The organism is Cellulophaga sp. RHA_52 (assembly GCF_007827205.1).
Classification (GTDB): Bacteria; Bacteroidota; Bacteroidia; order Flavobacteriales; family Flavobacteriaceae; genus Cellulophaga; species Cellulophaga lytica.
Genome location: NZ_VIRZ01000001.1, coordinates 819,147 through 841,521 on the forward strand (window position 1 = coordinate 819,147; position 22,375 = coordinate 841,521).

Annotated in this window: 19 protein-coding genes; 8 read left to right on the plus strand and 11 right to left on the minus strand. The window is 30.4% G+C overall.

Annotated elements, in window-relative coordinates:
- Positions 1-4: 4 nt before the first annotated feature.
- The gene (locus JM80_RS03690) at positions 5-874 is read right to left on the minus strand and encodes a M23 family metallopeptidase (protein ID WP_013620919.1); all 870 of its coding nucleotides are present in this window, start codon (positions 872-874) and stop codon (positions 5-7) included.
- A gap of 177 nt (positions 875-1,051) precedes the next feature.
- On the opposite strand from JM80_RS03690, the gene JM80_RS03695 reads away from it, so the two are divergent.
- The 3 genes from JM80_RS03695 to JM80_RS16655 all read left to right on the plus strand — a co-directional run bounded on the left by JM80_RS03695 (position 1,052) and on the right by JM80_RS16655 (position 4,168).
- Entirely contained in the window at positions 1,052-1,243 is a 192-nt protein-coding gene (locus JM80_RS03695) for a twin-arginine translocase TatA/TatE family subunit (protein ID WP_013620918.1), read from the plus strand.
- Positions 1,244-1,632: 389 nt separating this feature from the next.
- A complete protein-coding gene (locus JM80_RS03700; RefSeq protein ID WP_144709259.1) occupies positions 1,633-3,738 on the plus strand; it encodes an OmpA family protein in 2,106 nt (701 codons plus the stop codon).
- Positions 3,739-3,997: 259 nt separating this feature from the next.
- Positions 3,998-4,168, plus strand: coding sequence for a DUF6747 family protein (locus tag JM80_RS16655; RefSeq protein WP_013620916.1), 171 nt, complete (start codon positions 3,998-4,000; stop codon positions 4,166-4,168).
- 135 nt (positions 4,169-4,303) lie between these two features.
- Here JM80_RS16655 and JM80_RS03705 read toward each other — a convergent pair whose 3' ends face one another.
- From JM80_RS03705 to pgk, 3 genes are all read right to left on the minus strand, one after another.
- On the minus strand, positions 4,304-5,305 hold the full coding sequence (locus JM80_RS03705) for a DUF4837 family protein (protein ID WP_144709260.1): 1,002 nt from the start codon (positions 5,303-5,305) through the stop codon (positions 4,304-4,306).
- 24 nt (positions 5,306-5,329) lie between these two features.
- Positions 5,330-6,946, minus strand: a complete 1,617-nt coding sequence (locus JM80_RS03710; RefSeq protein ID WP_144709261.1) for a lytic transglycosylase domain-containing protein — start codon at positions 6,944-6,946, stop codon at positions 5,330-5,332.
- Positions 6,947-7,061: 115 nt separating this feature from the next.
- On the minus strand, positions 7,062-8,252 hold the full coding sequence (pgk, locus tag JM80_RS03715) for a phosphoglycerate kinase (RefSeq protein WP_034644256.1): 1,191 nt from the start codon (positions 8,250-8,252) through the stop codon (positions 7,062-7,064).
- Between the two features lie 274 nt (positions 8,253-8,526).
- Between pgk and JM80_RS03720 the strand changes: the two genes are divergently transcribed.
- From JM80_RS03720 to JM80_RS03730, 3 genes are all read left to right on the plus strand, one after another.
- A complete protein-coding gene (locus tag JM80_RS03720) occupies positions 8,527-9,678 on the plus strand; it encodes an ATP-binding protein (protein ID WP_013620912.1) in 1,152 nt (383 codons plus the stop codon).
- A 2-nt stretch (positions 9,679-9,680) separates the two neighbouring features.
- Entirely contained in the window at positions 9,681-10,082 is a 402-nt protein-coding gene (locus JM80_RS03725) for a hypothetical protein (RefSeq protein WP_013620911.1), read from the plus strand.
- 147 nt (positions 10,083-10,229) lie between these two features.
- A complete protein-coding gene (locus tag JM80_RS03730) occupies positions 10,230-11,219 on the plus strand; it encodes a phosphotransferase (RefSeq protein ID WP_144709262.1) in 990 nt (329 codons plus the stop codon).
- Here the strand turns inward: JM80_RS03730 and JM80_RS03735 are convergent.
- Positions 11,209-12,453 (minus strand): RNA polymerase sigma factor, encoded by a 1,245-nt coding sequence (locus tag JM80_RS03735; protein ID WP_144709263.1) that lies wholly within the window; start codon positions 12,451-12,453, stop codon positions 11,209-11,211. The two genes, JM80_RS03730 and JM80_RS03735, sit on opposite strands and share 11 nt — an antisense overlap.
- A gap of 1 nt (position 12,454) precedes the next feature.
- A complete protein-coding gene (locus JM80_RS03740) occupies positions 12,455-12,805 on the minus strand; it encodes a YciI family protein (RefSeq protein WP_144709264.1) in 351 nt (116 codons plus the stop codon).
- Between the two features lie 324 nt (positions 12,806-13,129).
- Between JM80_RS03740 and JM80_RS03745 the strand changes: the two genes are divergently transcribed.
- Together JM80_RS03745 and JM80_RS03750 are read left to right on the plus strand one after the other, a co-directional pair.
- The gene (locus JM80_RS03745) at positions 13,130-14,542 is read left to right on the plus strand and encodes a HAMP domain-containing sensor histidine kinase (protein ID WP_089118187.1); all 1,413 of its coding nucleotides are present in this window, start codon (positions 13,130-13,132) and stop codon (positions 14,540-14,542) included.
- Between the two features lie 135 nt (positions 14,543-14,677).
- Positions 14,678-16,051, plus strand: a complete 1,374-nt coding sequence (locus JM80_RS03750; protein WP_144709265.1) for a HAMP domain-containing sensor histidine kinase — start codon at positions 14,678-14,680, stop codon at positions 16,049-16,051.
- 373 nt (positions 16,052-16,424) lie between these two features.
- On the opposite strand, the gene JM80_RS03755 is transcribed toward JM80_RS03750, so the two are convergent.
- The 5 genes from JM80_RS03755 to mnmG all read right to left on the minus strand — a co-directional run bounded on the left by JM80_RS03755 (position 16,425) and on the right by mnmG (position 22,372).
- Positions 16,425-16,847 (minus strand): hypothetical protein, encoded by a 423-nt coding sequence (locus JM80_RS03755; RefSeq protein ID WP_144709266.1) that lies wholly within the window; start codon positions 16,845-16,847, stop codon positions 16,425-16,427.
- Between the two features lie 282 nt (positions 16,848-17,129).
- Positions 17,130-17,636, minus strand: coding sequence for an OmpH family outer membrane protein (locus JM80_RS03760; RefSeq protein ID WP_034644270.1), 507 nt, complete (start codon positions 17,634-17,636; stop codon positions 17,130-17,132).
- A 358-nt stretch (positions 17,637-17,994) separates the two neighbouring features.
- Entirely contained in the window at positions 17,995-18,822 is an 828-nt protein-coding gene (locus JM80_RS03765; RefSeq protein WP_144709267.1) for a class I SAM-dependent methyltransferase, read from the minus strand.
- 316 nt (positions 18,823-19,138) lie between these two features.
- A complete protein-coding gene (locus tag JM80_RS03770; protein ID WP_144709268.1) occupies positions 19,139-19,336 on the minus strand; it encodes a hypothetical protein in 198 nt (65 codons plus the stop codon).
- A gap of 1,167 nt (positions 19,337-20,503) precedes the next feature.
- Positions 20,504-22,372, minus strand: coding sequence for a tRNA uridine-5-carboxymethylaminomethyl(34) synthesis enzyme MnmG (gene mnmG, locus JM80_RS03775; RefSeq protein ID WP_034644277.1), 1,869 nt, complete (start codon positions 22,370-22,372; stop codon positions 20,504-20,506).
- Between the last annotated feature and the right edge of the window lie 3 nt (positions 22,373-22,375).

Consider the following 22,375-nt stretch of genomic DNA (forward strand, 5'->3'; position numbering starts at 1 on the left):
TTACTTATTTAAAATCTATATAATTTGTAGGGTTAACAGAGGTACCGTTACTCCACAGCTCAAAATGCAAATGTGGGCCTGTCGTTATTTCTCCTGTATTACCAATAGTTGCAATAACCTCACCTGCTTTTACAATTTCTCCTTGTGCTTTATGTAAAGCGCTATTGTGTTTGTAAACAGACAAAAGATTGTCTTTATGCTCTACAATTATTACGTATCCTGTTTCTGTGGTCCAATCTGCAAATATTACCGTGCCCTGCGCAACAGATTTTATAGGGCTGTCTTTTGGAGCAACAACATCTACTGCAAAGTGTTTTTTATCTTTATCATAGTCCTGTGAAATTGTACCACTAACAGGAGAAAATAAAACTAAAGAAGATTCTGTTTTTGTGTTTCCAAATAAATTGTATTTGTCTTCTAATGCAACTTGAGCTCTTAAATTTAGATCTTCCTTAATTGGGCTAAGATCTACAGTATTAGGATCTATTTTAACCTGTTCAAAAAGCGAATCCCTATTCATTTTATTGTTGGCAACGTCTCCACTTAAAACCATACGTATATTAGATAAATACTTATTGGTATAATTTAAAACATTTACTAAAGAGTCTGTCTTATATGTTAATTCTGTAGCCTGTTTTTTTAATTTGGTAGAAGAGTATCCTGGTATGTATTCTCTTAAAGGCGTAAATGCAATTAAAACCGTGGTTAGAGCAATTAACACAAAAGTAGAAATCCACCCCAAAACAAAAACATTAAGTCTACTAAGCTTAAAGGAAATTTTTTCTTCAAAAGTATCTTCATTAAGAATAACCAAACGATACTTATTTAAAAGCTTGCGTTTAATCTCCTTTCTTTTTTTCCTGTCTTTTGCCATAACAAACAAATATAAACTTTAGAATTTTATTACACTAACAAAAATGGGGTTCAAAGTACCAAAATTAAGTTAAATAGGTATAAAACATTCACTACAAGTACAAAAAGTAATTCTATTTCTAATATTAACATTGTTGTAGTTACTTTTTATTATCTTTGTTTTTCAAAATTAATTATTATGATTTCATCAAATATTATGTTAGCCATACCAGGTGGTGCATCTATAGCACTTATAGTTGTTGCAGTTTTATTACTTTTTGGAGGTAAAAAAATACCTGAATTAATGCGTGGTTTAGGAAGCGGTATTAAAGAGTTTAAAGATGCCTCTAAAGACGATGACTCTAATGACAAGCTAGAAGAGAAAAAGTAAATTACAATATATCTTATTTTACAAACCCTGCACGAAAGTGCGGGGTTTTTTGTTTCTAAAATATAGATTTTACCAAAAAATAAAATTCTCTTACCACATTCTTTAGCATCTTTAAATACATATATACCTCATTTACAACAATTAAAGTTAAAAAAATACAAAGTAACGCTATCTTTGTTTTTAATTAAAAGTTGCTTTGTACAGCTTTAATAATTTCAAAAAACAATCCCTTTTAACCTTAAGTGCTATTAATTATTAACACACTTATACACGAAACTTTAAATAAAGTCGTTAGTTATAAACTGAGACAACTTTAAAAAAAATACTTTTAAAGCTCAACTGTTTCTCAAAAACTTAAACTAAACCCTAGATTTTTTTAACAACTTGTAATGAAAAAACTAATACCTACTTGTTTATTCTTGCTTTCTTTAAGTGTCTTTTCTCAAAAAGAACAAGAGAAGACCACTATTAACAATCCTCAGACTAAAAAAGGATATACTATAGCAAATTTAAAGCCTGCAAATAGCAACTCTTATTTTAGTGATGAAACAACAAACAACAATTCAAATACTAGTAAAAATAAAGTTACAGTTAAGGAAAGTAAGCTAATAAAAAAGGCTTATGAGTATTTTGATATGCTTTGGTATGCTGAAGCAGCAAAATTATTTGAGCAAGCTTTAGAAGAAAATAAAGAAAACTACACAAAAGATATATTGCAAAAGGCTGGAGACTCTCATTATTATAATACAAATATGGAGAGAGCTTATCATTGGTACCAAATATTATATGATACATACAAGGATGATTTAACTCCAGATCAAATTTTTAAATATTCCCACGCTCTTAAAGGAAATGGAAAATACGGGAAAGCAAAACGTTTTATGCGTATGTACAATCGTATGAAAAAAGATGAGCCAACAGGAGTTGAATTAAATACCGAAGATAATGCCCGTAATGAGCAAGTGTTAGATCAAATTCTAAATAAAAAACCTAATTATGAAGTTAAAAACTTAGCTGTAAATACAGAGAATTCAGATTTCTCTCCAATGTTTTATAGTAATGATAAAATAGTTTTTGCTTCTGCAAAAGATTCTTCTTTTTTTAATACCAGAAGATATAAATGGAATAACCAACCGTATTTAGATTTATATGTTGCTAAAATAAATCAGCAATCAGACGATTTAAAAGACGCTATAAAATTCTCTAAAAAAGTAAATACCAAGTATCATGAGGCATCTGTTACTTTTTCTCCAGATAACAAAACAATGTATTTTACCAGAAATAACTATGGCAAAAAATTAAAAAGAGATAAAAACGGCATTAACAACTTAAAGTTATACATGTCTAAAAAAATAAATGGAGAATGGTCAGAGGCTGTAGAACTACCTTTTAATAGTGATGAATACTCAACTGGTCACCCTGCTTTAAGCCCAGACGGCAAACAGCTATATTTTGTGTCTGATATGCCAGGTAGTATTGGTGAAACAGACATTTTTGTAGTAGATGTATTAGAAGATGGCTTATTTTCTACTCCCAAAAACCTAGGTCCAGAAATTAATACAGAACAAAAGGAAATGTTTCCTTTTTTAAACAACAAAAAACTATACTTTTCATCTAACGGACATATAGGTTTAGGTGGTTTAGATGTATATGAAGTTGCCTATGATGAAGAAGGTTTTAAAGATGTTGTTAATGTTGGACAACCAATTAACAGTAATAAGGACGATTTCTCGTATATAATTAATGAGGAAACACAAAAAGGATACTTTGCATCTAATAGAAAAGGTGGCAAAGGTGATGATGATATTTATTCATTTAAAAACTTAATAGTAGAAGAAGTAAATGAAAATGCAATTGCTGGTGTAGTCACAGAAATTGTAACTGGAGATCTAATGCCAAATGCGCTTGTTACTTTATTAGATGAAAACAACATAAAACTAAAAGAAATAGTTACCGAAGAAGATGGCAGCTTTGTTTTTGAAGATTTAGACAGTAACACTAAATACAAATTACAGGCTAATAAAGAAACTTTTTTCGATGAAGAGCTAAACACTGCAACTAAAGAAAACCAAGTAGTAAATGCAGATATTGCAATGAGAAAGTTGCATGATATGATTGCTATTGAAAACGGAATTAAAAAGCTTAAAACAGAAAAAATATTCTTTGATTTTGATAAGTCGTACATAAGACAAGATGCAAGTGTAGAATTAGACAAACTTGTTGATGTTATGACAGAATATCCTAATATGAAAATTAAAATTGAATCCCATACAGATGTAAGAGGTAATAATGCGTATAACAAATACCTATCAGACAAGAGAGCTAAGTCTACAAGAAAATACATTATATCTAAAGGTATAGACGAAAACAGAATAATTAGTGCTATTGGTTATGGAGAAGAACAGTTAATTAACGGTTGTGAAGATGGTGTAAATTGTTCTAGAGAAAAACACCAAGAAAACAGACGATCAGAATTTATAATAGTAGAAATGTAAAAACAGAAAATATACATATTTAAAAAGCTTCTAGGTAAAACTAGAAGCTTTTTTTGTTTACATATGTTACAAGTCTTAGACTATCATAAAGACTTTACTTACAAAAAAAATACAAGCTAACTATCTGATAATGTAGTTCATCGGATAAATATTTTAATTGTTGGAATAGAACCTTTTTACATAACGGTTTAACTAAAATTGTTGCTTTATACCGAGCCCTAATACGATATTTACAACTTAATTAATTAAATGCACGCTCATGAAAGGAATTTTACTTTGTAAAGAAATCTATTTAAATGGATTTAAAAACCTTGGGCACTTTATTTTAAAAAACTATTTCAAGATGTTTTCTTGGTTTTGTTTTACATTAATCGTTATTGCAGCTTATGCTTTAATGTATAGAGTGCTAACCGGGTTCGCTTTTGTTTAAATAGGCAAAAAGGTTTAAACAAAAAGACACAAATTAAAAAACTAACCAATTGCATTTAATAGTGCAATACTATGTGAAAATTAAAGGCTCCAATTTTATTGGAGCCTTTTTAGTTTTATAATGTATAGCTAATACTTAACTAGAAGCCTTCTTAGGCAAAAACTTTAAAGTTTTAATAATAGCTTCCAGCTCAAACATAAAGTCTCTTTTAACAGCTGCAGGGGCAAACGTAAAGCCTTCTACAACTAACTTGCGGTTGTTTTCTTTATCATTTATAATGTATGACACATATGGGCCAGCCATAGAATAATTATAAATCTCCCAACGCCCTCTAATTTCAGCCGCTTTTTCACCTCCTATTTCTGCAGGAAAAACAGATGGTGCAAATGCCTTTTCTGTGTCCATATACGTACCCTCGTTAGGTCCTGGAATATACTTTTTACCTATAGAGTCTCTTTTACTAACAATATCACTAATAAAAGTAGCATTATTACTAAAAGAATCCCACGGTAAAGCATACACAATTAAGTTCATTGTACCGTTTTTAATATCCCTATCTAACCATATAAAATTATCCTCTACTTTACCAATAGAATATACAGATGGTATATCCATTGTTACACCAAACATATCTTCTATACTAGTATCTTGTAACAATGAGCGTTTAAAGTTACCCTGTGTTACTTGCAAATCTGTTTTATTAAATTCTGATATAATATGATCTGCGTTTTTATTGATAGTTTCTATAAGCTCATCTTCTGTAGGAGCAACAATAACTGCTACGTTCTGAGGTCTAGAATAGGTGTTTTTATTAATGTATGATAAGCTTGTTGTATCCTTTTTTTGAACCACTAAAATAGACCTAGATTTACGTACAGCTCCAGTAAATACAGTTTCTGGTAAATGACGCAAGGTAAAAATTGGTTCATTCCAAGCAATTCCTACTACAGATTTGGCAAATTGATCTCTAACATTATCTCCTACCTTGCCTTCCCATAGTTCATTACTCATTACTACTGTAAGCGAGTTTACTTGTCCTATTGATGCTGGTGTAAAATCTTGTTTGGTACTAGCACCATCTTTACATGAAGTTACTGCCAAGCAAGTAACAAAAACTAAGATTAAAATTTTTCTCATCTGATTAAAAAATTGGTTTAACGGTTATATTTTCTTGGTAGAGCAATCGCACAACATAATTTTTGTGCCCAGCTTTAAGTTTTTACCACTAATACCGTTCCAATCTTTTAAATTTTGAACAGAAATTCCAGAATATTTTTGTGCAATGGTCCAAAGTGAGTCTCCAGATTGTACTGTATGCGTTTTTGCACCAGGCGGAATAGGCTTTTGTTTTGGTTCTGGTTTTGCTGCTGCAATGGCTTTAGAATTTCTAGAAAAAATAGTTAAACGCTGCCCTACTCTTAAATTATTGCTTCGCAAACCATTCCATCTTTTAATTTCACTAACCCTAACTCCAAATTTTTCTGCAATTTTACCTAAATAATCACCGCTTCTAACTCTGTATCTAGATTGTGATTCTGCCTTAACCAACTTTGGTAATGGCTTTTCTACCTTTTTTAATTCTTCTTCTGCTAAAACATAAATATCATCTTCATTAGACACAAATTTCCCCATAACACTAGTTGGCAAACGTAGAGCGTGGTTTCTATCTTCTTGAAAAGGAATTATATTTAGTTTGTATGATGGGTTTAAAATTTCTAACTCTTCAACACTTACACTTGTAAATCTCGAAATTTGATCAAAAGTTAGCATACTTTTTACATGAACTGTATCCGTTTCAAAATAAGGTCTGTCTACAACTTCACCATATATGCCGTGCTCTTTTGCATATTCAAAAATATACATTGTAGCCAAAAACGCTGGTACATAACCTGCTGTTTCTCTTGGTAAATGATTTCTAATATTCCAGTAATTCGTATATCCGCCAGAACGTCTAATAGCTTTATTTACATTACCAGGACCAGAGTTGTAGGCAGCAAGTGCCAAGTCCCAATCGTTATAAATACTATATAAGCGTGTTAAATATTCACAAGCTGCTTTGGTAGATTTTATTGGATCACTACGTTCATCTACATAGCTATTAACCTCTAGGTTTTGCTCCTTACCTGTACCGTACATAAATTGCCACAAGCCTGTAGCTCCTACTCTAGATTTTGCTCTAGGGTTTAAGGCAGACTCTACAATAGCTAAATATTTCATCTCTAACGGCATATTAAAATTATCTAGCTCCTGCTCAAACATAGGAAAGTAAAACTGACTAATAGTTAGCATACGTTCCATTAAGCCTCTGTTACGAGATAGGTACGATTTTATAACGCGTTCTAAAGACTCATTATACTCAACATTAAAAGGTGTTTTAGCATTTAAGCGAGCTAGCCTAGCTTTTAACGTATCTGTTGGCAAATCAATAAAACTGACTGGTATATTTTCTATACGTTCAGTAGCAATTTTATTGTAAATAGTATCAAATAAAGAAGCACTTTCTTTTATTTGTTTTAACCAAGCTTTATCATAATTAGCCGCATTTTTATAGTCTGATAATTGATACTTAGTTGCTGAAGAATCTTCAGAAGTAAGCGCAATAATAGGTTGCACTTTTTGTGGTGCATCTACTTGCTTTTTTACAACGGTATCTATAGTGTCATTCTTTACAACACTTAAAATTTCTGTACTTACAGATGTGGTAACAATGCTATCTTTTTCTTGTGCAAAAATAGCGGTACCAGAAAACAGTAGTACTCCTAAAAAAATACGTTTCATTTAAAATTCTCTTTTGGTTAGTTTAGTTGATTGCTTGGTAAAGTCGTGTTTTTTTATTTAAAAATAAAATTTTTAACGCTTTTTAAAGCAATCAACAATTGTGCCTAACCTTATATTATGCGGTAATTGCAGCAATACCTGGTAAAGATTTACCCTCTAAGCTCTCTAACATAGCACCACCACCAGTAGATACATAGCTTACTTTGTCTTGAAAACCAAATTGCTTAACTGCAGCAACAGAGTCTCCACCTCCTACTAATGAAAAAGCTCCTTTTTGGGTAGCTTCTGCAATATAATTTCCTATTTCTATAGTTCCTTTGGCATAACTTTCCATTTCAAAAACACCAATAGGGCCGTTCCATAAAATAGTTTTAGATTTTAAAATTACATCTTTAAAAATCTCTAAAGTTTTTGGCCCTGCATCTAAACCTTGCCATCCTTCTTCAATTTTATCTACATCTGTAATTTTTGTGTTTGCTGTATTGCTAAACTCATCTGCAGCAATAACATCTACAGGAATGTGTACCTCAACTCCTTTTTCTTTTGCTTGTTTTAAAATATCTAGAGCAAGTTCCATTTTATCATCTTCACAGATAGAATCTCCTACTTGTCCGCCTTTTGCTTTAATAAAAGTATACGTCATACCACCACCAATAATTAAGTGGTCTACTTTATCTAAAATGTTTTCAATAATTGTAATTTTAGAAGATACTTTTGCTCCACCTAAAATTGCTGTAACAGGTTTTTCCCCTGTTTGCATTACCTTGTCTATAGCTTCAATTTCTTTAGCTAATAAAGCGCCAAAACACCTGTTCTCTGGAAAAAACTTAGCAACTACAGTTGTAGATGCGTGTGCTCTGTGGGCAGTACCAAAAGCGTCATTAATGTAAACATCTCCCAATTTAGATAACTGCTCTGCAAAGTCATCTCCTCCTTTTTCTTCTTCTGCGTTAAAACGTAAATTCTCTATTAATAACACTTGTCCGTTTTCTAAATTAGCAGCAGCTTTTTCTGCTTCTTCACCAACAGAAGTAGACACAAAATTTACTTGTACACCTAACACATCAGAAACAGTACTGCAAATGTGCTCCAAAGATAAATCTGGTACAACTTGCCCTTTTGGTCTTCCTAAGTGACTCATTAAAACAACACTACCACCATCTTCTAGCACTTTTATAATTGTTGGCTTAGCAGCTTCAATTCGGTTGGTATCTGTTACATTAAAATTTTCATCCATAGGAACATTAAAATCTACACGTATTAATGCTCTCTTATTTTCAAAATTAAAATCGTTTATTGTTTTCATAATGTGTGCTTGTTAAATTTAGCTTAGTTAGACTTACAAACTCCAAATGTAAAGATTTAAGTATAGCCTATAAAACCATTAACAGTATTTTTAGCTTTGCCCAGTGTAAAGACTATATCATTATCATAAAAACTAATTTTGGTATATATTTTTATGTATTTTACATTTATTTTCAATGCTATTTTAAAAAGTAAAAAATAAGCAAAGTTATTTGCTAATATTTTTAAGCATTAGCATTATTTTTAATTTGCTTCATTTGCATATCTTTGACGGTATGCAGTTTCAAGATATTTTAGGACTTTCTCACATAAAAAAACACTTATGTTTAAGTGCAGATGCTGGCCGTATACCACACGCACAACTTTTTGTAGGTAATGAGGGTTGCGGTACATTGCCAATGGCTATTGCGTATGCACAGTATTTGTTGTGTAAAAATATAAACGGAGAAAACTCTGGTGGCATTGAGGCTTGTAATTTAAAGTGTGCTAACTTGTCTCATCCCGATTTGCATTTTGCTTTTCCGGTAACAAATTCAGACAAAGTAAAAAGTCACGCTGTTAGTAACCATTATATGCAAGATTGGAGACAATTTGTAAACGAACAGCCATATGGTAATTTGTTTGATTGGTATAGACTTATTGGTATTGAAAAAAAACAAGGCCAAATTGGTGTAGATGAAGCACAGGATATTGTTAAAAAACTTACTTTAAAATCTTATGAAGGTGGTTACAAAGTAATGATTATGTGGATGGCTGATAAAATGAACATAGCCGCTGCCAATAAACTGCTAAAACTTATTGAAGAGCCACCTGAAAAAACCATATTTATTTTAATTGCAGAAGACGAAGAGCAAATTATACAAACCATACGTTCTAGGTGTCAAATTTTGCACTTTCCGCCCCTAGCAGAAAATGCAATAACTGAAGCACTAATAAAAAAAGGATTAGACCAGCAAACCGCTTTTAAAATTGCACACGAAGCAAACGGAAATTTTAACAAAGCGCTAGATCTAATGAATAACGACTCTGAAGATTTGGTGTTTGAAAAATGGTTTGTACAATGGGTGCGTACTGCTTTTAGAGCAAAAGGAAACAAAGCTGCAATACAAGATTTAATTTTGTGGAGTAATGAAATTGCCAAAACAGGCAGAGAAACACAAAAGAAATTTTTAACGTACTGTATGGCTATAATGCGCCAAGCTATGTTGGTTAATTACAATACCAATGAGCTCGCTTTTATGGAAATGCATGTAGAAGGATTTAAACTAGAAAAATTTGCTCCTTTTATTCATGAAAACAATATTGTAGATATTATTACAGAGCTAGAGCAAGCAATGTACCATATAGAACGTAATGGTAATGCCAAATTAATTTTAACCGATTTATCAATAAAACTAACTAGATTTTTACACAAAAAAGCAAGCTAAAAATGACTAACGTACACGAAAATATCACTGAAATTTTATTATTAATCTTTCTAATTATTACTTTTTTACAAAGTGGTTTTGACAAGGTTGCCGACTGGAAAGGAAATTTATCTTGGCTAACGGGTCATTTTAGTGAAACACCTTTAAAAAATGTAGTTCCGTTGCTATTAGGCATCATTTTAGTTATTGAAGTATTGGCGGGAGCACTTTGCGGTGTTGGTGTTATACAATTTATTTTAGATGGTGAAAGTACTATGGCTATTTACGGTACAATTTTATCATGTATAACACTATTGTTTTTATTGTTTGGCCAACGTGTTGCCAAAGATTATGAAGGTGCTAAAACCATAGTTATTTACTTTATGCCAGCTGTATTTTTATTATATATTTTAGCTAGTAACTAATATACAAAAGCAATTTAAAATTTTAATGCTATTACTTTTAATGGTAATAGCATTTTGTTTTTTATATTATGAAATAACAAAGTACCATTACCTAACTTTAATTTCGGTTACAGTATACATTGTAAACGGAAGATTATTCCTTAGAAGATGACAAGTTTTCCTGTAACTGCCTCTACCCTTTCTGCAACTGCTTTATGCAAGCTGGTTAAAGAAAAATACCAATTAACCGAAGATTTTAAGTGTTTACTATACAGAACAGGTATTAACCACACCTACTTTATAAAAAATAAACATAACACCTATGTACTACGCGTATATTGTTACAATTGGAGAACAAAGCAAGAGATTTTAGAAGAGTTAAAACTTTTAGAGCTGTTAAAGGATAACCAGCATAGTGTTTCTTATGCATTAACAGATAAAAACAAAAATTTTATACAGCAAATACAAGCACCAGAAGGTATACGTTATGCTGTACTTTTTTCTTTTGCTGAAGGAGGAAAAGTTAGGTTTTTAGACCACCAAACAACCTTTGCTATTGGTGCGCTAATGGGAGAAATACACAACACCACTGTAAATAAAACAATAGCGCGTGTTAACTATACCACAGAAACACTAACTACCAAACCCTACAGCTTTACACTTAAATATTTTGATGCCAAATTACCTGAAATGAAATACATTAGGGAAGTAGGTAAAAAGGTTGAAGTAGCCTTTAAAAATAAAAAAATACCAGAAGGTATTATTCATTTAGATATTTGGTATGATAATATGGCCATAACAGACAATAGAAAAATTACAATTTTTGATTTTGATTTTTGTGGTAATGGTTACTTGGTACTAGATGTAGCCTATTTTTGCGCACAACTTTTTCATATAGAAACAGATAAAGAAGCCTATAAACTAAAGATAAAAGAGTTTTTAAAGGGATACCAAACAAAGACTAAATTAAGTAAAACAGAGATAGACTTAATACCTATTGCTGCAACAGCAGTATGGTTGTTTTATTTAGGTGTACAATCACAAAGGTTTGACTGGTCTAACATATTTTTAACGGAAAACTATTTAAAAATGTATTTGGGAAGATTAAAAAACTGGATGAATTTTTGTGAAGAAAACCCCAATACTTTTACACTGTAAGTAGTGCATCTCTTTTTTTAATTAAATAGGTTTTCTCTGCAAAATTTGGCACACTTTCTATAGCTGTGTTTAAGTAACTTATAGCTTTATCAATATTCCCCACACATTGGTAATATTTTGCTTTAACACCATAAAACAAATAAGAGCGTTGCTCTAGCGCATTTGGCTCTAACTTTTGTAAAATTAAATATGCATTTTGCGGTTCATTTAACTGTATATACACCACTGCCATAGATAAAGAAACAATAGTATTTTCTTGGTGCTGTTCTAATTGTTTGTAAAGTTCCAAAATTTGTTTCCAGTTGGTAGCTTCAAAAGTAGGTGCTTTTATATGTTCTGTAACAATAGCAGCTTCAATATGATAAGTAGAAAAATCTGGGTATTCATTAGCTTTTTCTAAAGCATTGACACCTAAATTAATTAGTGGCAAATACCATTTACTGCGGTCTTGATTTTTTAAATCTATACTATTAAAATTTTCATCAACCTTGGCTCCTAATCTAGATGAGTTTAAACACAATAATGAAAATAAAGCATAACTAGCACCACACCTAAACTGTTCTTGGCTTAATATTAATTTAGTTAATCTAAGCGCCTCTCCACAAAGTTCTTTACGCACAAGTAATTTGTTATGGTTAGAGTGAAACCCTTCGTTAAAAATAAGATAAACTACCTCTAACACATTATGCAACCTACTTTGTAATTGCTTTTTAGCAGGCAGCTCAAAGTTCAGTTTTCTTTTAAGTATAGTTTGTTTAGCTCTGGTTAATCTTTTTTTTACAGTTTCAGGTTTTAAAAGTAATGCAGTTGCTATTTCTGATGAGCTAAAACCACCAATAGTTTTTAAAGCAAAAGCTATCTGGTCTTTAGGGTCTAATTTGGGGTGGCAGGCAGTAAAAATCATACGTAGTTCACTATCCTGTATTTCTTCTTTTTCAAATAAATTATTAAATGCAATAGCAGAAGCACTGTAATTTAGTTTTTCAATTCGGCTTTTATCTGCATCTAATTTTCGTAACAAATCAATAACCCTATTTTTAGCAGCAGTAGTAAACCACGCTTCTGCATTGTCTGGAACTTTTTTACGCCACTGCACCGTTGCTTTTGCAAAAGTATCTTGCACAGCATCTTCAATAAGTTCAATATGTTTTAATCCAAATATTCGAATTAAAATAGAAACCATCTTTCCATACTGGTGTCTAAAAAGATGGTCTATAAGTTGCTGATTTTGCATTTTACATTTCGTCAAAAACTAAAACTTCTCTAACTTCTACAGTATTGCCAAGATCATAATCCGGAAAGTCTTGTGCAATTTTACAAGCATGATCTAAATCCTTGGCTTTTACCATATAATAACCGCCAACAATTTCTTTAAGTTCTGCTGCTGTACGGTCTGTAACAGTTCTGTTAGGTCCAGATATTTGCCTAACTTCTGGGTGTAATGCTTCTCCGTGTTTAACAACACCTTCTTTTTGCATTTTTTGGTTCCAAGCAAACCATTTCCCCATTCGTTCTTGCATTTGCTCAGGAGAAAGTCCCAGGTCTGTGTACTCTTTACCAATAAAAATAAGCATAAAATCTTTCATTCTTTTTGTTTTAAAATTAACAATTAATTCATTATCAACTCTATAACGAAACAAAAAAAAATTTGGGGACAACTTTTAACTAACTTTTTTAATTTAGAGTATACAGCTATCAATATAAAAATTATTAATAGACAAAAACTTACAAACTCTTATATTTAAAGCTACTTAAATGTAAATAATCTGTCAAAATATAGTTACAAATAGTAAAAAAACAATCGTTGAATTACATAATTTTACCGTTTAACGAAAACACAATAAAAAAGAAAATACAAACAACAACAGAGACGTTAGTATAGGCACAAGTTAAATTCCCCAAACATAAGTATGCAAAAATTGTGGTTCAGGTACCGTAAATGGTATATAAATTATATTGAGTTTGAAATTACAAACACCAATAAAGGTTTAGAATATTTTAGAGATAAATTATTTATTTCTATTCTATTATTGGTAAACTTTTTTGGTGTATTAGCATATATACCTAGTGTAATTGTTGCCTATATAAATTTTGAAATGAAATTGGTATTGATAAATACCTTGGCTGTTTCTGTACTTTTATTTGTGGTATTTAATAGGTCACTTAGTTTAAATCTGAAAAAACATATCTTTTCTGGAAATTTATTAATACTATCTACGCTATTATTTATTAATAACGGACTTAGCGGTAATGGTGCATTAATATTATTAATGACTACATCTGCAGTAACATTGTATAGCGGTAAAAAAGTCGGCTTTTTTGCATTTGGTTATGCAGTTTTAATGTATGCTTGTGTATTAATTTTCACCAAATTGGGGTATTACAACTTTGTACACACAACGGGTTATAATTTTACAGAATATGTTATAATTAGCTTAAACAACCTATTATTTAATTTAATATTGGTTTTTTCTATTTCATTTTTAATTACCCAATTACACAAAGCCTTACTTAATGAAAACAAGTTACAGAAAGAACTAATTGTTAAACACAACAATGCTGTTGCTGCAAGAAATAAAGCAGAACAATCTGAACAATTAAAATCTGCTTTTTTAGCTAATATTAGTCACGAAATTGGCACACCTATGTACAGTATTTTAGGAACTACAGATTTATTAAAAGATTACAATACTGAAGATAACGGTTATCAAAAATCTTTACAATTAATTGAAGAAAACGGCAATAAACTATTAGATATTATTGCAGATATTGTAAATATCTCTAAGGTAGAATCTGGCTTAATGCCAATAACTCCTACTGCATTTAATGTTAAAACTTGTGTAGAAGAAATATACACTAAATTAAAAACTGAAGTTGTCGAAAAATATATAGATTTTACGTTAACCAATTTAATTAGCACAAACGAATCTTTAATTTATACCGATAAAGAAAAAGTAGAAGCCGTATTAAACCACTTGGTTAAAAATGCTATAAAATATACCGAAAAAGGAAGCATAAATATAAAATGCCATTTACCGGAAGAAGGTATTGTTGCTTTTGAAGTAAAAGATACCGGAATTGGTATACCTAAAGACAAATTTAGATCTATTTTTAAGGCGTTTTACCAAGTAGATACAGATCAAAAAAACGCTTTGCACGGTTCTGGTGTTGGGCTAGCCATATCTAAAGCATATACAGAAATGCTTGGCGGCAAGTTAAGTTTAAAAAACAACCAAGACTCTGGCTCTACATTTGGATTCACAATTTGCACACATTGGCAGTGTCCAGAAAAAAAGAAAAACTTAAAGCCTGTACATAACTAAAAAAATAAAAAAAGTTCTTTTGTAGCTAAAATTTACTGTTTAACGAATAACACCATTGACCACAGCAGAATACTAATAAAATTCTTACTTTTAATAAGTTACACTTATAAAATAAATAGTATAAACTGCCTAAAAATGGTACATAAATGGTGGAAATCTTACACAAATTGGTTTGTAAAATACAGTAATTTTAAAGCAGTAAACAATAAAAAAGGCTTAGAATATTTTAGAGATAAGCTATTTATATCTATACTGTTACTTACTTTTTTTATAGGTGGTATTGCTTATTTTCCTAGTGGATATGTTGCAATAACCAGGGGTGAACTTTTTGTTCTATACATAGATACCCTTGCAATTTTAGCTTTAGTTGCCATTGTTTTTATCAATAAAATTGGTTTTAACACTAAAAAAACAATTTTCTCATACACCTTATTTATTCTCTCTTTTGGACTTTTACTTCATTTAGGTTTTAAAGGAAACGGTAGCATACTTTTATACACAACAACATCACTAATAACACTATATAAAGGAAGAAAAGAAGGCTTAAACTGGGTAATAGTAACAGTTGTGCTGTATTTAATACTATTAGCTGGTTATTATTTTAACTTATTTTATTTTCCTTTTTATGATGATTACGATTTTGATGTACTTGCAGTTGTAACAGTAAACAATGTACTGTTTAATTTTATACTAGTATTTTCTATTTCGTTTTTAATTAAGCAGTTACATAATGCATTAGTAAAAGAAAGTAAATTACAAAAGGAGCTTGTAATAAAGCACAATAAGGCCGTGCTTGCAAGACAAAAAGCAGAAAGCTCAGATAAATTAAAATCGGCTTTTTTAGCCAATATTAGCCACGAAATTGGTACTCCAATGTATGGTATTTTAGGTAGCGCAGACTTTTTAAAAGAGTTGCACAAAAACAACAAAGAGTCTCAAGAATATTTACAGTTAATAGAAGAAAACGGAAATAAGCTTTTAGGTATTATTGAAGACATTGTAAACATATCTAAAGTAGAGAGTGGTTTAATGACCTTAAACAACTCTACATTTAACATTAACTCTGTTATAAATAACACTTTTAATAGCGTAACGGCTATGGCAAAAGAAAAAGGCATACAAATTATTAATAACAACTTAATTAGCAGTAATGAGGCATTGGTGCATACAGATAAAGAAAAGCTAACCACAGTGCTTAAACACCTAATAAACAATGCCATTAAGTATACAGAGCAAGGGACTATAACTTTAAAATGTTATTATAAAAACTTTGATACTATAGAGTTCTCTATAAAAGATACAGGTATTGGTATACCTAAAGACAAGTTTAATGCCATTTTTAAAGCTTTTTACCAGGTAGATACAGACCAAAAAAATGCCTTACACGGTGCAGGTATTGGTTTAGCAATTGCCAAGGCGTATACAGAAATGCTAGGTGGAAAAATGAGTTTAGAAAATAACCAAGAAAACGGAGCCACATTTAAGTTTACTATAAATGCACAAGTATAAAAATTAAAATACTTATTGTAATAAAAAATACCAATTAGTATTTAACAAAATAATACCCAAACATAAGTACTAAAATAGGCAATACTCCAAAAACAAACACACAGCTAAGTGCTGTCCAGAACTGGTAATTACGCTTCTCCTTTTTTATAGCACTTATCACAAGAAAAATAATAGCAAGCAGTAACATTAAAGTTGATAAAATACCTAAATACAAAAGTCGGTCTAAATTATAGATGTTAAATACACTGCTGTAACTTATTTCATTATAAAAGGTAATTATATTTATGATAATCACCCAGACAGAGAAATGAAATGCCCATTTTTTAAAACTAATTCTCTTCATACAGCATTAAATTTATCTAAAATGAAATGATTAACTAACAGAAAAAGGGTTTTTTTCTGCAGGTAAGTCTAAGTTTGCCAATACGTTATCTAAATTTTTAAGCGATTCCTCCTCTACTTGTTTTATATGTACAACCAACTCTTTATCAGCTGTTTTTAAAATATATTGCTCTTTAGTTTTTCTAATGTAGGTAATATCTTTTAATGCAATTTTCTTACCAAAAACTGTTGCTTCCTTTAGTATTCCGTTTTCTAAAACCATACAATAATTGGTAGATTTTAATATACTTTTTAGAAACCAATTAATAGCAATAACCAGTAAAATAAAGCCAATCCATTTTATAGATTCACTTTTAATAGTAAGATATACCGACTTGTATAATGCATAAACAACAAACAAGAATGAGAATAGAATATTGGTACGTACCTTTTTTTTTGTGTATCTGATTTTCATAAAGTCAGCTTTAAATTTATTATTAAAAATTAGAAGAGAAGATTACCTCTCAAATATATAACTTATCGCACTAAAAAATTACGGAAATACGTAATACGCCAAAAATACTTGGTATTTACAGTGTTCTAATACCTCTATTTTTGATTTTAAAGTCATTTAAGAGCGTTTTATTCTTTTTATATACAATTTATTTAATGCAGGTGTACTACTAATTATAAAAGCCTTAAAACAAAAAAAGCCTCAGCATAACGCTGAGGCTCTTTATATGTGTAAACAACAAGATTACTTCTTGTAGTTATCGTTTAAGATTTTAGTAATCTCATCTGTAAGGTCATCTGCGTCTGTACCGTATAAAACGCTACCACCGTCTCCACCACCAAAGATGTATGAGAAACCGTTTGTTTTACCGTAAGCTTTAATTTCTTTTTTAACTTTAGAAACTAAGCTATCCATTTCTGTTTGACTGCTAACTTGTAGTTGTTTTTCTTCTTGCTGCAATTGCTGACCAATAAATTGGCTTTTTTGCTGTAGCATACCGTACTCTTCTTGAGCTTTAGCCTGAGCCATTTTTTGTGCCTTAGCCTGAAAAGCTTGTGCTTCCATTTGAAAAGCTTGCTGTACGCTATCTCTCTTTTTACCAAAAGCTTCTATCTTAGTTTTAAACTTAGCTTCTAAGTCTACTTTCTCTTGGTAGTCGTTCATAAGTTTTACGTTATCTACGTAACCCATTTTACTTTGTTGGCATCCTACTAAACCGATGAATGCAAGTGCAAAAATTATTTTTTTCATTTCTAGGTTTTTAATGTAAACTCCCGAACCGACGGAAAGTTATTTAAGTTGAGCAAAAATAGAAAAGTTTTTGAATCTTAAAGAAAAACAATCTTTAGTTTTAAAATTGATTAAAATTAAATTTCTGACTTTTTTTAAAAAATAAAAGAAAACACGAGTATTAGCATAAACTATTAAAAATAATAATTAATATAATTAAAAACTATTATAATTACAAATTATACTATGTATATAAATAAATAAATCAAATCTATTAAAAAGTGGTTTTTATTGTTATTTCTAATGCATAAAAACAAAAAAAATGACTTAGTACTCGTGACAGGCTCTAAACCCATCTTAAAACGCCTTAAAATGCGTTTTAGTCCTTTTTAAGGATGTAAATTACAGAAGAATGTTCATTGGTTCTCATTGCAGATAAATTAGAACGTAAACCTCTGTAAAAAGCGGTAAACATATTTTGTTTTCCTGTTTTGTATTTTTCAGATAATAATGAAACATAAAAAGCATCAAACAACATTGGCTTGGTTTTTATAAGTTTCATATTGTGCTTTGCAAAAATCTTTTTTATAGCTGTTTTAGAAAAATGCCATAAATGTCTTGGCACATCAAATGCTGCCCAATACTCTTTGTAATATTTTGCATCGTAACTTTTAAAATTTGGAACCGCAATTATTAACGTACCATTTTCTGTTAATTTAGATTTTAGCATTTTTATTTGCTCATCTAAATTTGGCAAATGTTCTAAAACGTGCCAAAGTGTAATTACGCTGTATTTTTTTTCTGGTAGTGTTTCTAAACTACTAAATAAATCTAAACCTTTTTCTGTAGCTTTTTTTCTGGCCGCTTCATTTGGTTCCACTCCAGCACAAGTCCATTTATTATTTTGTGCAGTAATTAAAAAATCTCCTGTACCTGCACCAACATCCAAAACAGATTTTTCTCCTTTGGTGTAATATATAATTAACTGAATCTTTTTTTGCAAACTGTAATTTTTTACAGCTTGGTACATTTTATCTACAACAGTTTCTTTTGCGTCTGTATGAGAAATGTAATCTTCACTTTCATAATAAACATCTAAATTTTCTGGTTGTGGTTCTGTAACCAACATATCCAATTCCTCATTATGGTTTAATGTAAAATTTTCTTGTGTTACAGAATGGTCTTTAGTTTTTAAATAAAAGTTCATTGTAATTGTGCGTAGCTAAATATTCTTTCTTTAAAACACGAAGATAGTTTAAAACTAAAGGACGTGAAAGTGAATTTTTATCCAAGCAATCTTTTCCGTCATCGTCTGTAACGCTTATGGCAATATAATAATTACCTTCTACACGTAACTGAGGCTCTTCATTAAAAAGATCAAAAGGATTGTCACTAGAACCAATAGCTCTATTTGCAACAACTCCTAAAGTAGGAGAAAGTATATCTATACTCTTGTCTTTTTTTTCTACTTCATAAAAAGAAAAATAATAAGGAACGTTGTAAAAAGCATCAATATTATATAATTAATATTTTACATCTACATAATTATAAAATTCACTTTCGTCTTTTGGATCTTCAAAAATAAAAACGTGATGCTTGGTTAATCCTCTCTTAAAAGTTTTGCCTTTAGTAATTTTATAATCTTGAATATTGGGAGCAACCCGCAACGGAATACAAGATTGAACAAAAACTAAAATAACCACAAGAAATACATTTTTCATTTTTTTTATTTTTTGAATTGAATGCCTTTTATCAAAAACAAAAATTGAACCAAGAGTTAGAAGTTAGAAGTTAGAAGTTAGAAGTTAGAAGTTAGAAGTTAGAAGTTAGAAGTTAGAAGAAAATATTTTTTTGAAAATACAAATCCAAAATAACTTAAAAAATAAAGAAGGAATAAAACTAAATTTTGAACACTACACTATTCTAATTTCTTTTAAAAAATAGTTTCACCTATTTACTTTTTTGGGTTGATAAAAAAATAACTTAAGCAGAAAAAATTAGTCAACTGAAAAATTTAAATCTAAAAAAATTTACAAGCCAAAATGAAAAATAAAATCTCTAAATAAAAATTATAAAAAGAAAATAAAGCAAGCTAAAATTAGATCTCAAAAATTGAAACTAGTAAATTTTAAAAAAGAAAAAAAACATTAAAGAAATTGAAAATTGAAAACCATAAAAGAGAATGAAAATTAAAAAATAGATTCATTTTAAAAACTACAAAAAAAGAAAACAGAAAAAACAAAAAACTAAAAATAAAAGTGAAAATTGAATTCTAAAAAAACTAAAAATAAAAGTGAAAATTGAATTCTAAAAAGAGAAAAAATTGATGCAAAAAAATGAAGAAGACGACACAAAAATAATACGTGAAATTTGAACAAAAATTCAATTAAAAAAATAAAATAAATATGAAGAGAAAATAAAAAATCTGAATACAAAAAATAAAAGTTGCTGATAAAAAAAATAGAAACAAAAATCTGAAATCAATTCTAAAAAGGAAGGTATAAAAATCAATATCAGAAAAAATAAAAAAGATGAAATTTGAAGTAAGGATTCTAAAACAATTTAGGTTCGAAAAAATTGAAATTGAAAATTGAAAAACTAAAAATTCAGAACACTTAAATTTTACAATTGATCTAAAAAAGGATAAAATATTTTCTAATTAACCAACAGTAAAAAAGTAAAATTAGATACTGAAAAAATCTAAACTAAGAGCATTAAAAAAACTTAAATAGAATTAAAATTAACTCAAAACAAACACACAATAAACAACACTAACCTACCGTTATAAAAACCATAGAAAAGACAAACAAAAACATCTTTGTTAAAACAAAAAAACCCAATTGTTCCACGTGGAACAATTGGGTAAATCGTCTATATAATAAATAAAATTAGCGACCCATAAATACAAGCAGTACACTTATATCACTTGGCGAAACGCCACTGATTCTAGAGGCTTGCGAGATAGTAACTGGTCTAATTGCCTCTAATTTTTCACGTGCTTCATAAGATAAACTCTTTAATTGTCGATAATCAAAACCTTCAGGAATTTTAATATTTTCTAAACGCTGAAGCTTATCTGCATTGTTCTTTTCCTTGGCAATATAACCTGCATATTTAACCTGAATTTCGGTCTGCTCCATTACCTCTCTATCTATATTTTCAGCTTCAATAAATTCTGAAACAGACTTTAATTTACGCATATGATCCATAGTGACATTTGGCCTAGAAAAGCTCTTAAACATTTTGTGAGATTGTTTAACTGGAGTAGAATTTACAGACTCTAAAATAGGATTTATGTCCTCTGGAACAACACTTGTTTCTCTGAAAAAGTTTACAAAAGCATCAGATTTTTGAAGCTTTTCTTCCATCCTTTTTAGTCTAGAATCTGATGCTAAACCAATTTTATGACCTAATGGAGTAAGCCTAATATCGGCATTATCTTGTCTTAATAATGTTCTATATTCTGCTCTAGAAGTAAACATTCTGTATGGTTCTTCTGTTCCTTTTGTAATTAAATCATCTATTAAAACACCTATATAAGCCTCATCTCTATTTAGTATTAATGGCTCATTTTCTTTCACTTTTTGGTGTGCATTTATACCAGCCATTAGACCCTGACTAGCGGCTTCTTCATACCCTGTTGTACCATTAATTTGACCAGCAAAATACAAGTTATTTACAAGCTTAGTTTCTAGTGTATGCTTTAATTGTGTAGGCGGAAAATAATCATATTCTATAGCATAACCAGGTCTAAAAAACTTCACATTTTCAAACCCAACAACAGAGCGTAAAGCTTTAAATTGTACGTCCTCGGGTAGCGAAGTTGAGAAGCCATTTACATACACTTCTACCGTATCCCAACCCTCAGGTTCTACAAATAATTGGTGCTTATCTTTGTCTGCAAATCTATTAATTTTATCCTCAATAGAAGGGCAATAACGTGGTCCTAAACTCTTAATTCTACCGTTAAACATAGGCGATCTATCAAAGCCTTCGCGCAATAAATCGTGTACTAAAGTACTAGTATGAGTCATAAAACAATCGCGTTGATGCGCTAAAGATTTAGTGTCTGTATAGCTAAATTTCTCTGGAATAACATCTCCTGGCTGCACTATCATTTTAGAATAATCTAATGATCTACCGTCAACTCTAGGTGGTGTTCCGGTCTTCATTCTACCACTTTCAAACCCTAAATCTACTAGTTGTTCTGTGATGCCTGTTGCTGCTTTTTCACCTGCTCTACCACCTCCTAATTGACGTTCACCTATGTGAATTAAACCATTTAAAAAGGTACCATTTGTTAGTACAACAGACTTAGATCTGATCTCAATACCCAAGGAAGTTGTTACTCCGCATACCTTATCTCCTTCTATAATTAGGCCAGAAACCATCTCCTGATAGAAGTCACAATTGGGTGTTCTTTCTAATGCCAAACGCCATTCTTCAGCAAAACGCATACGGTCGTTTTGCGTTCTAGGACTCCACATTGCCGGTCCTTTTGACTTGTTTAACATCTTAAATTGTATAGCAGATTTATCAGAAATAATACCACTATAACCACCTAAAGCGTCAATTTCACGTACAATTTGTCCCTTTGCAATTCCTCCCATTGCAGGATTGCAAGACATTTGCCCTATGGTTTGAAGGTTCATTGTAACCAACAAAGTTTTAGAACCTAAATTTGCGGCGGCAGCGGCTGCTTCCGCGCCTGCGTGGCCACCTCCTACTACAATAACATCGTATTCTTTATCAAACATAAT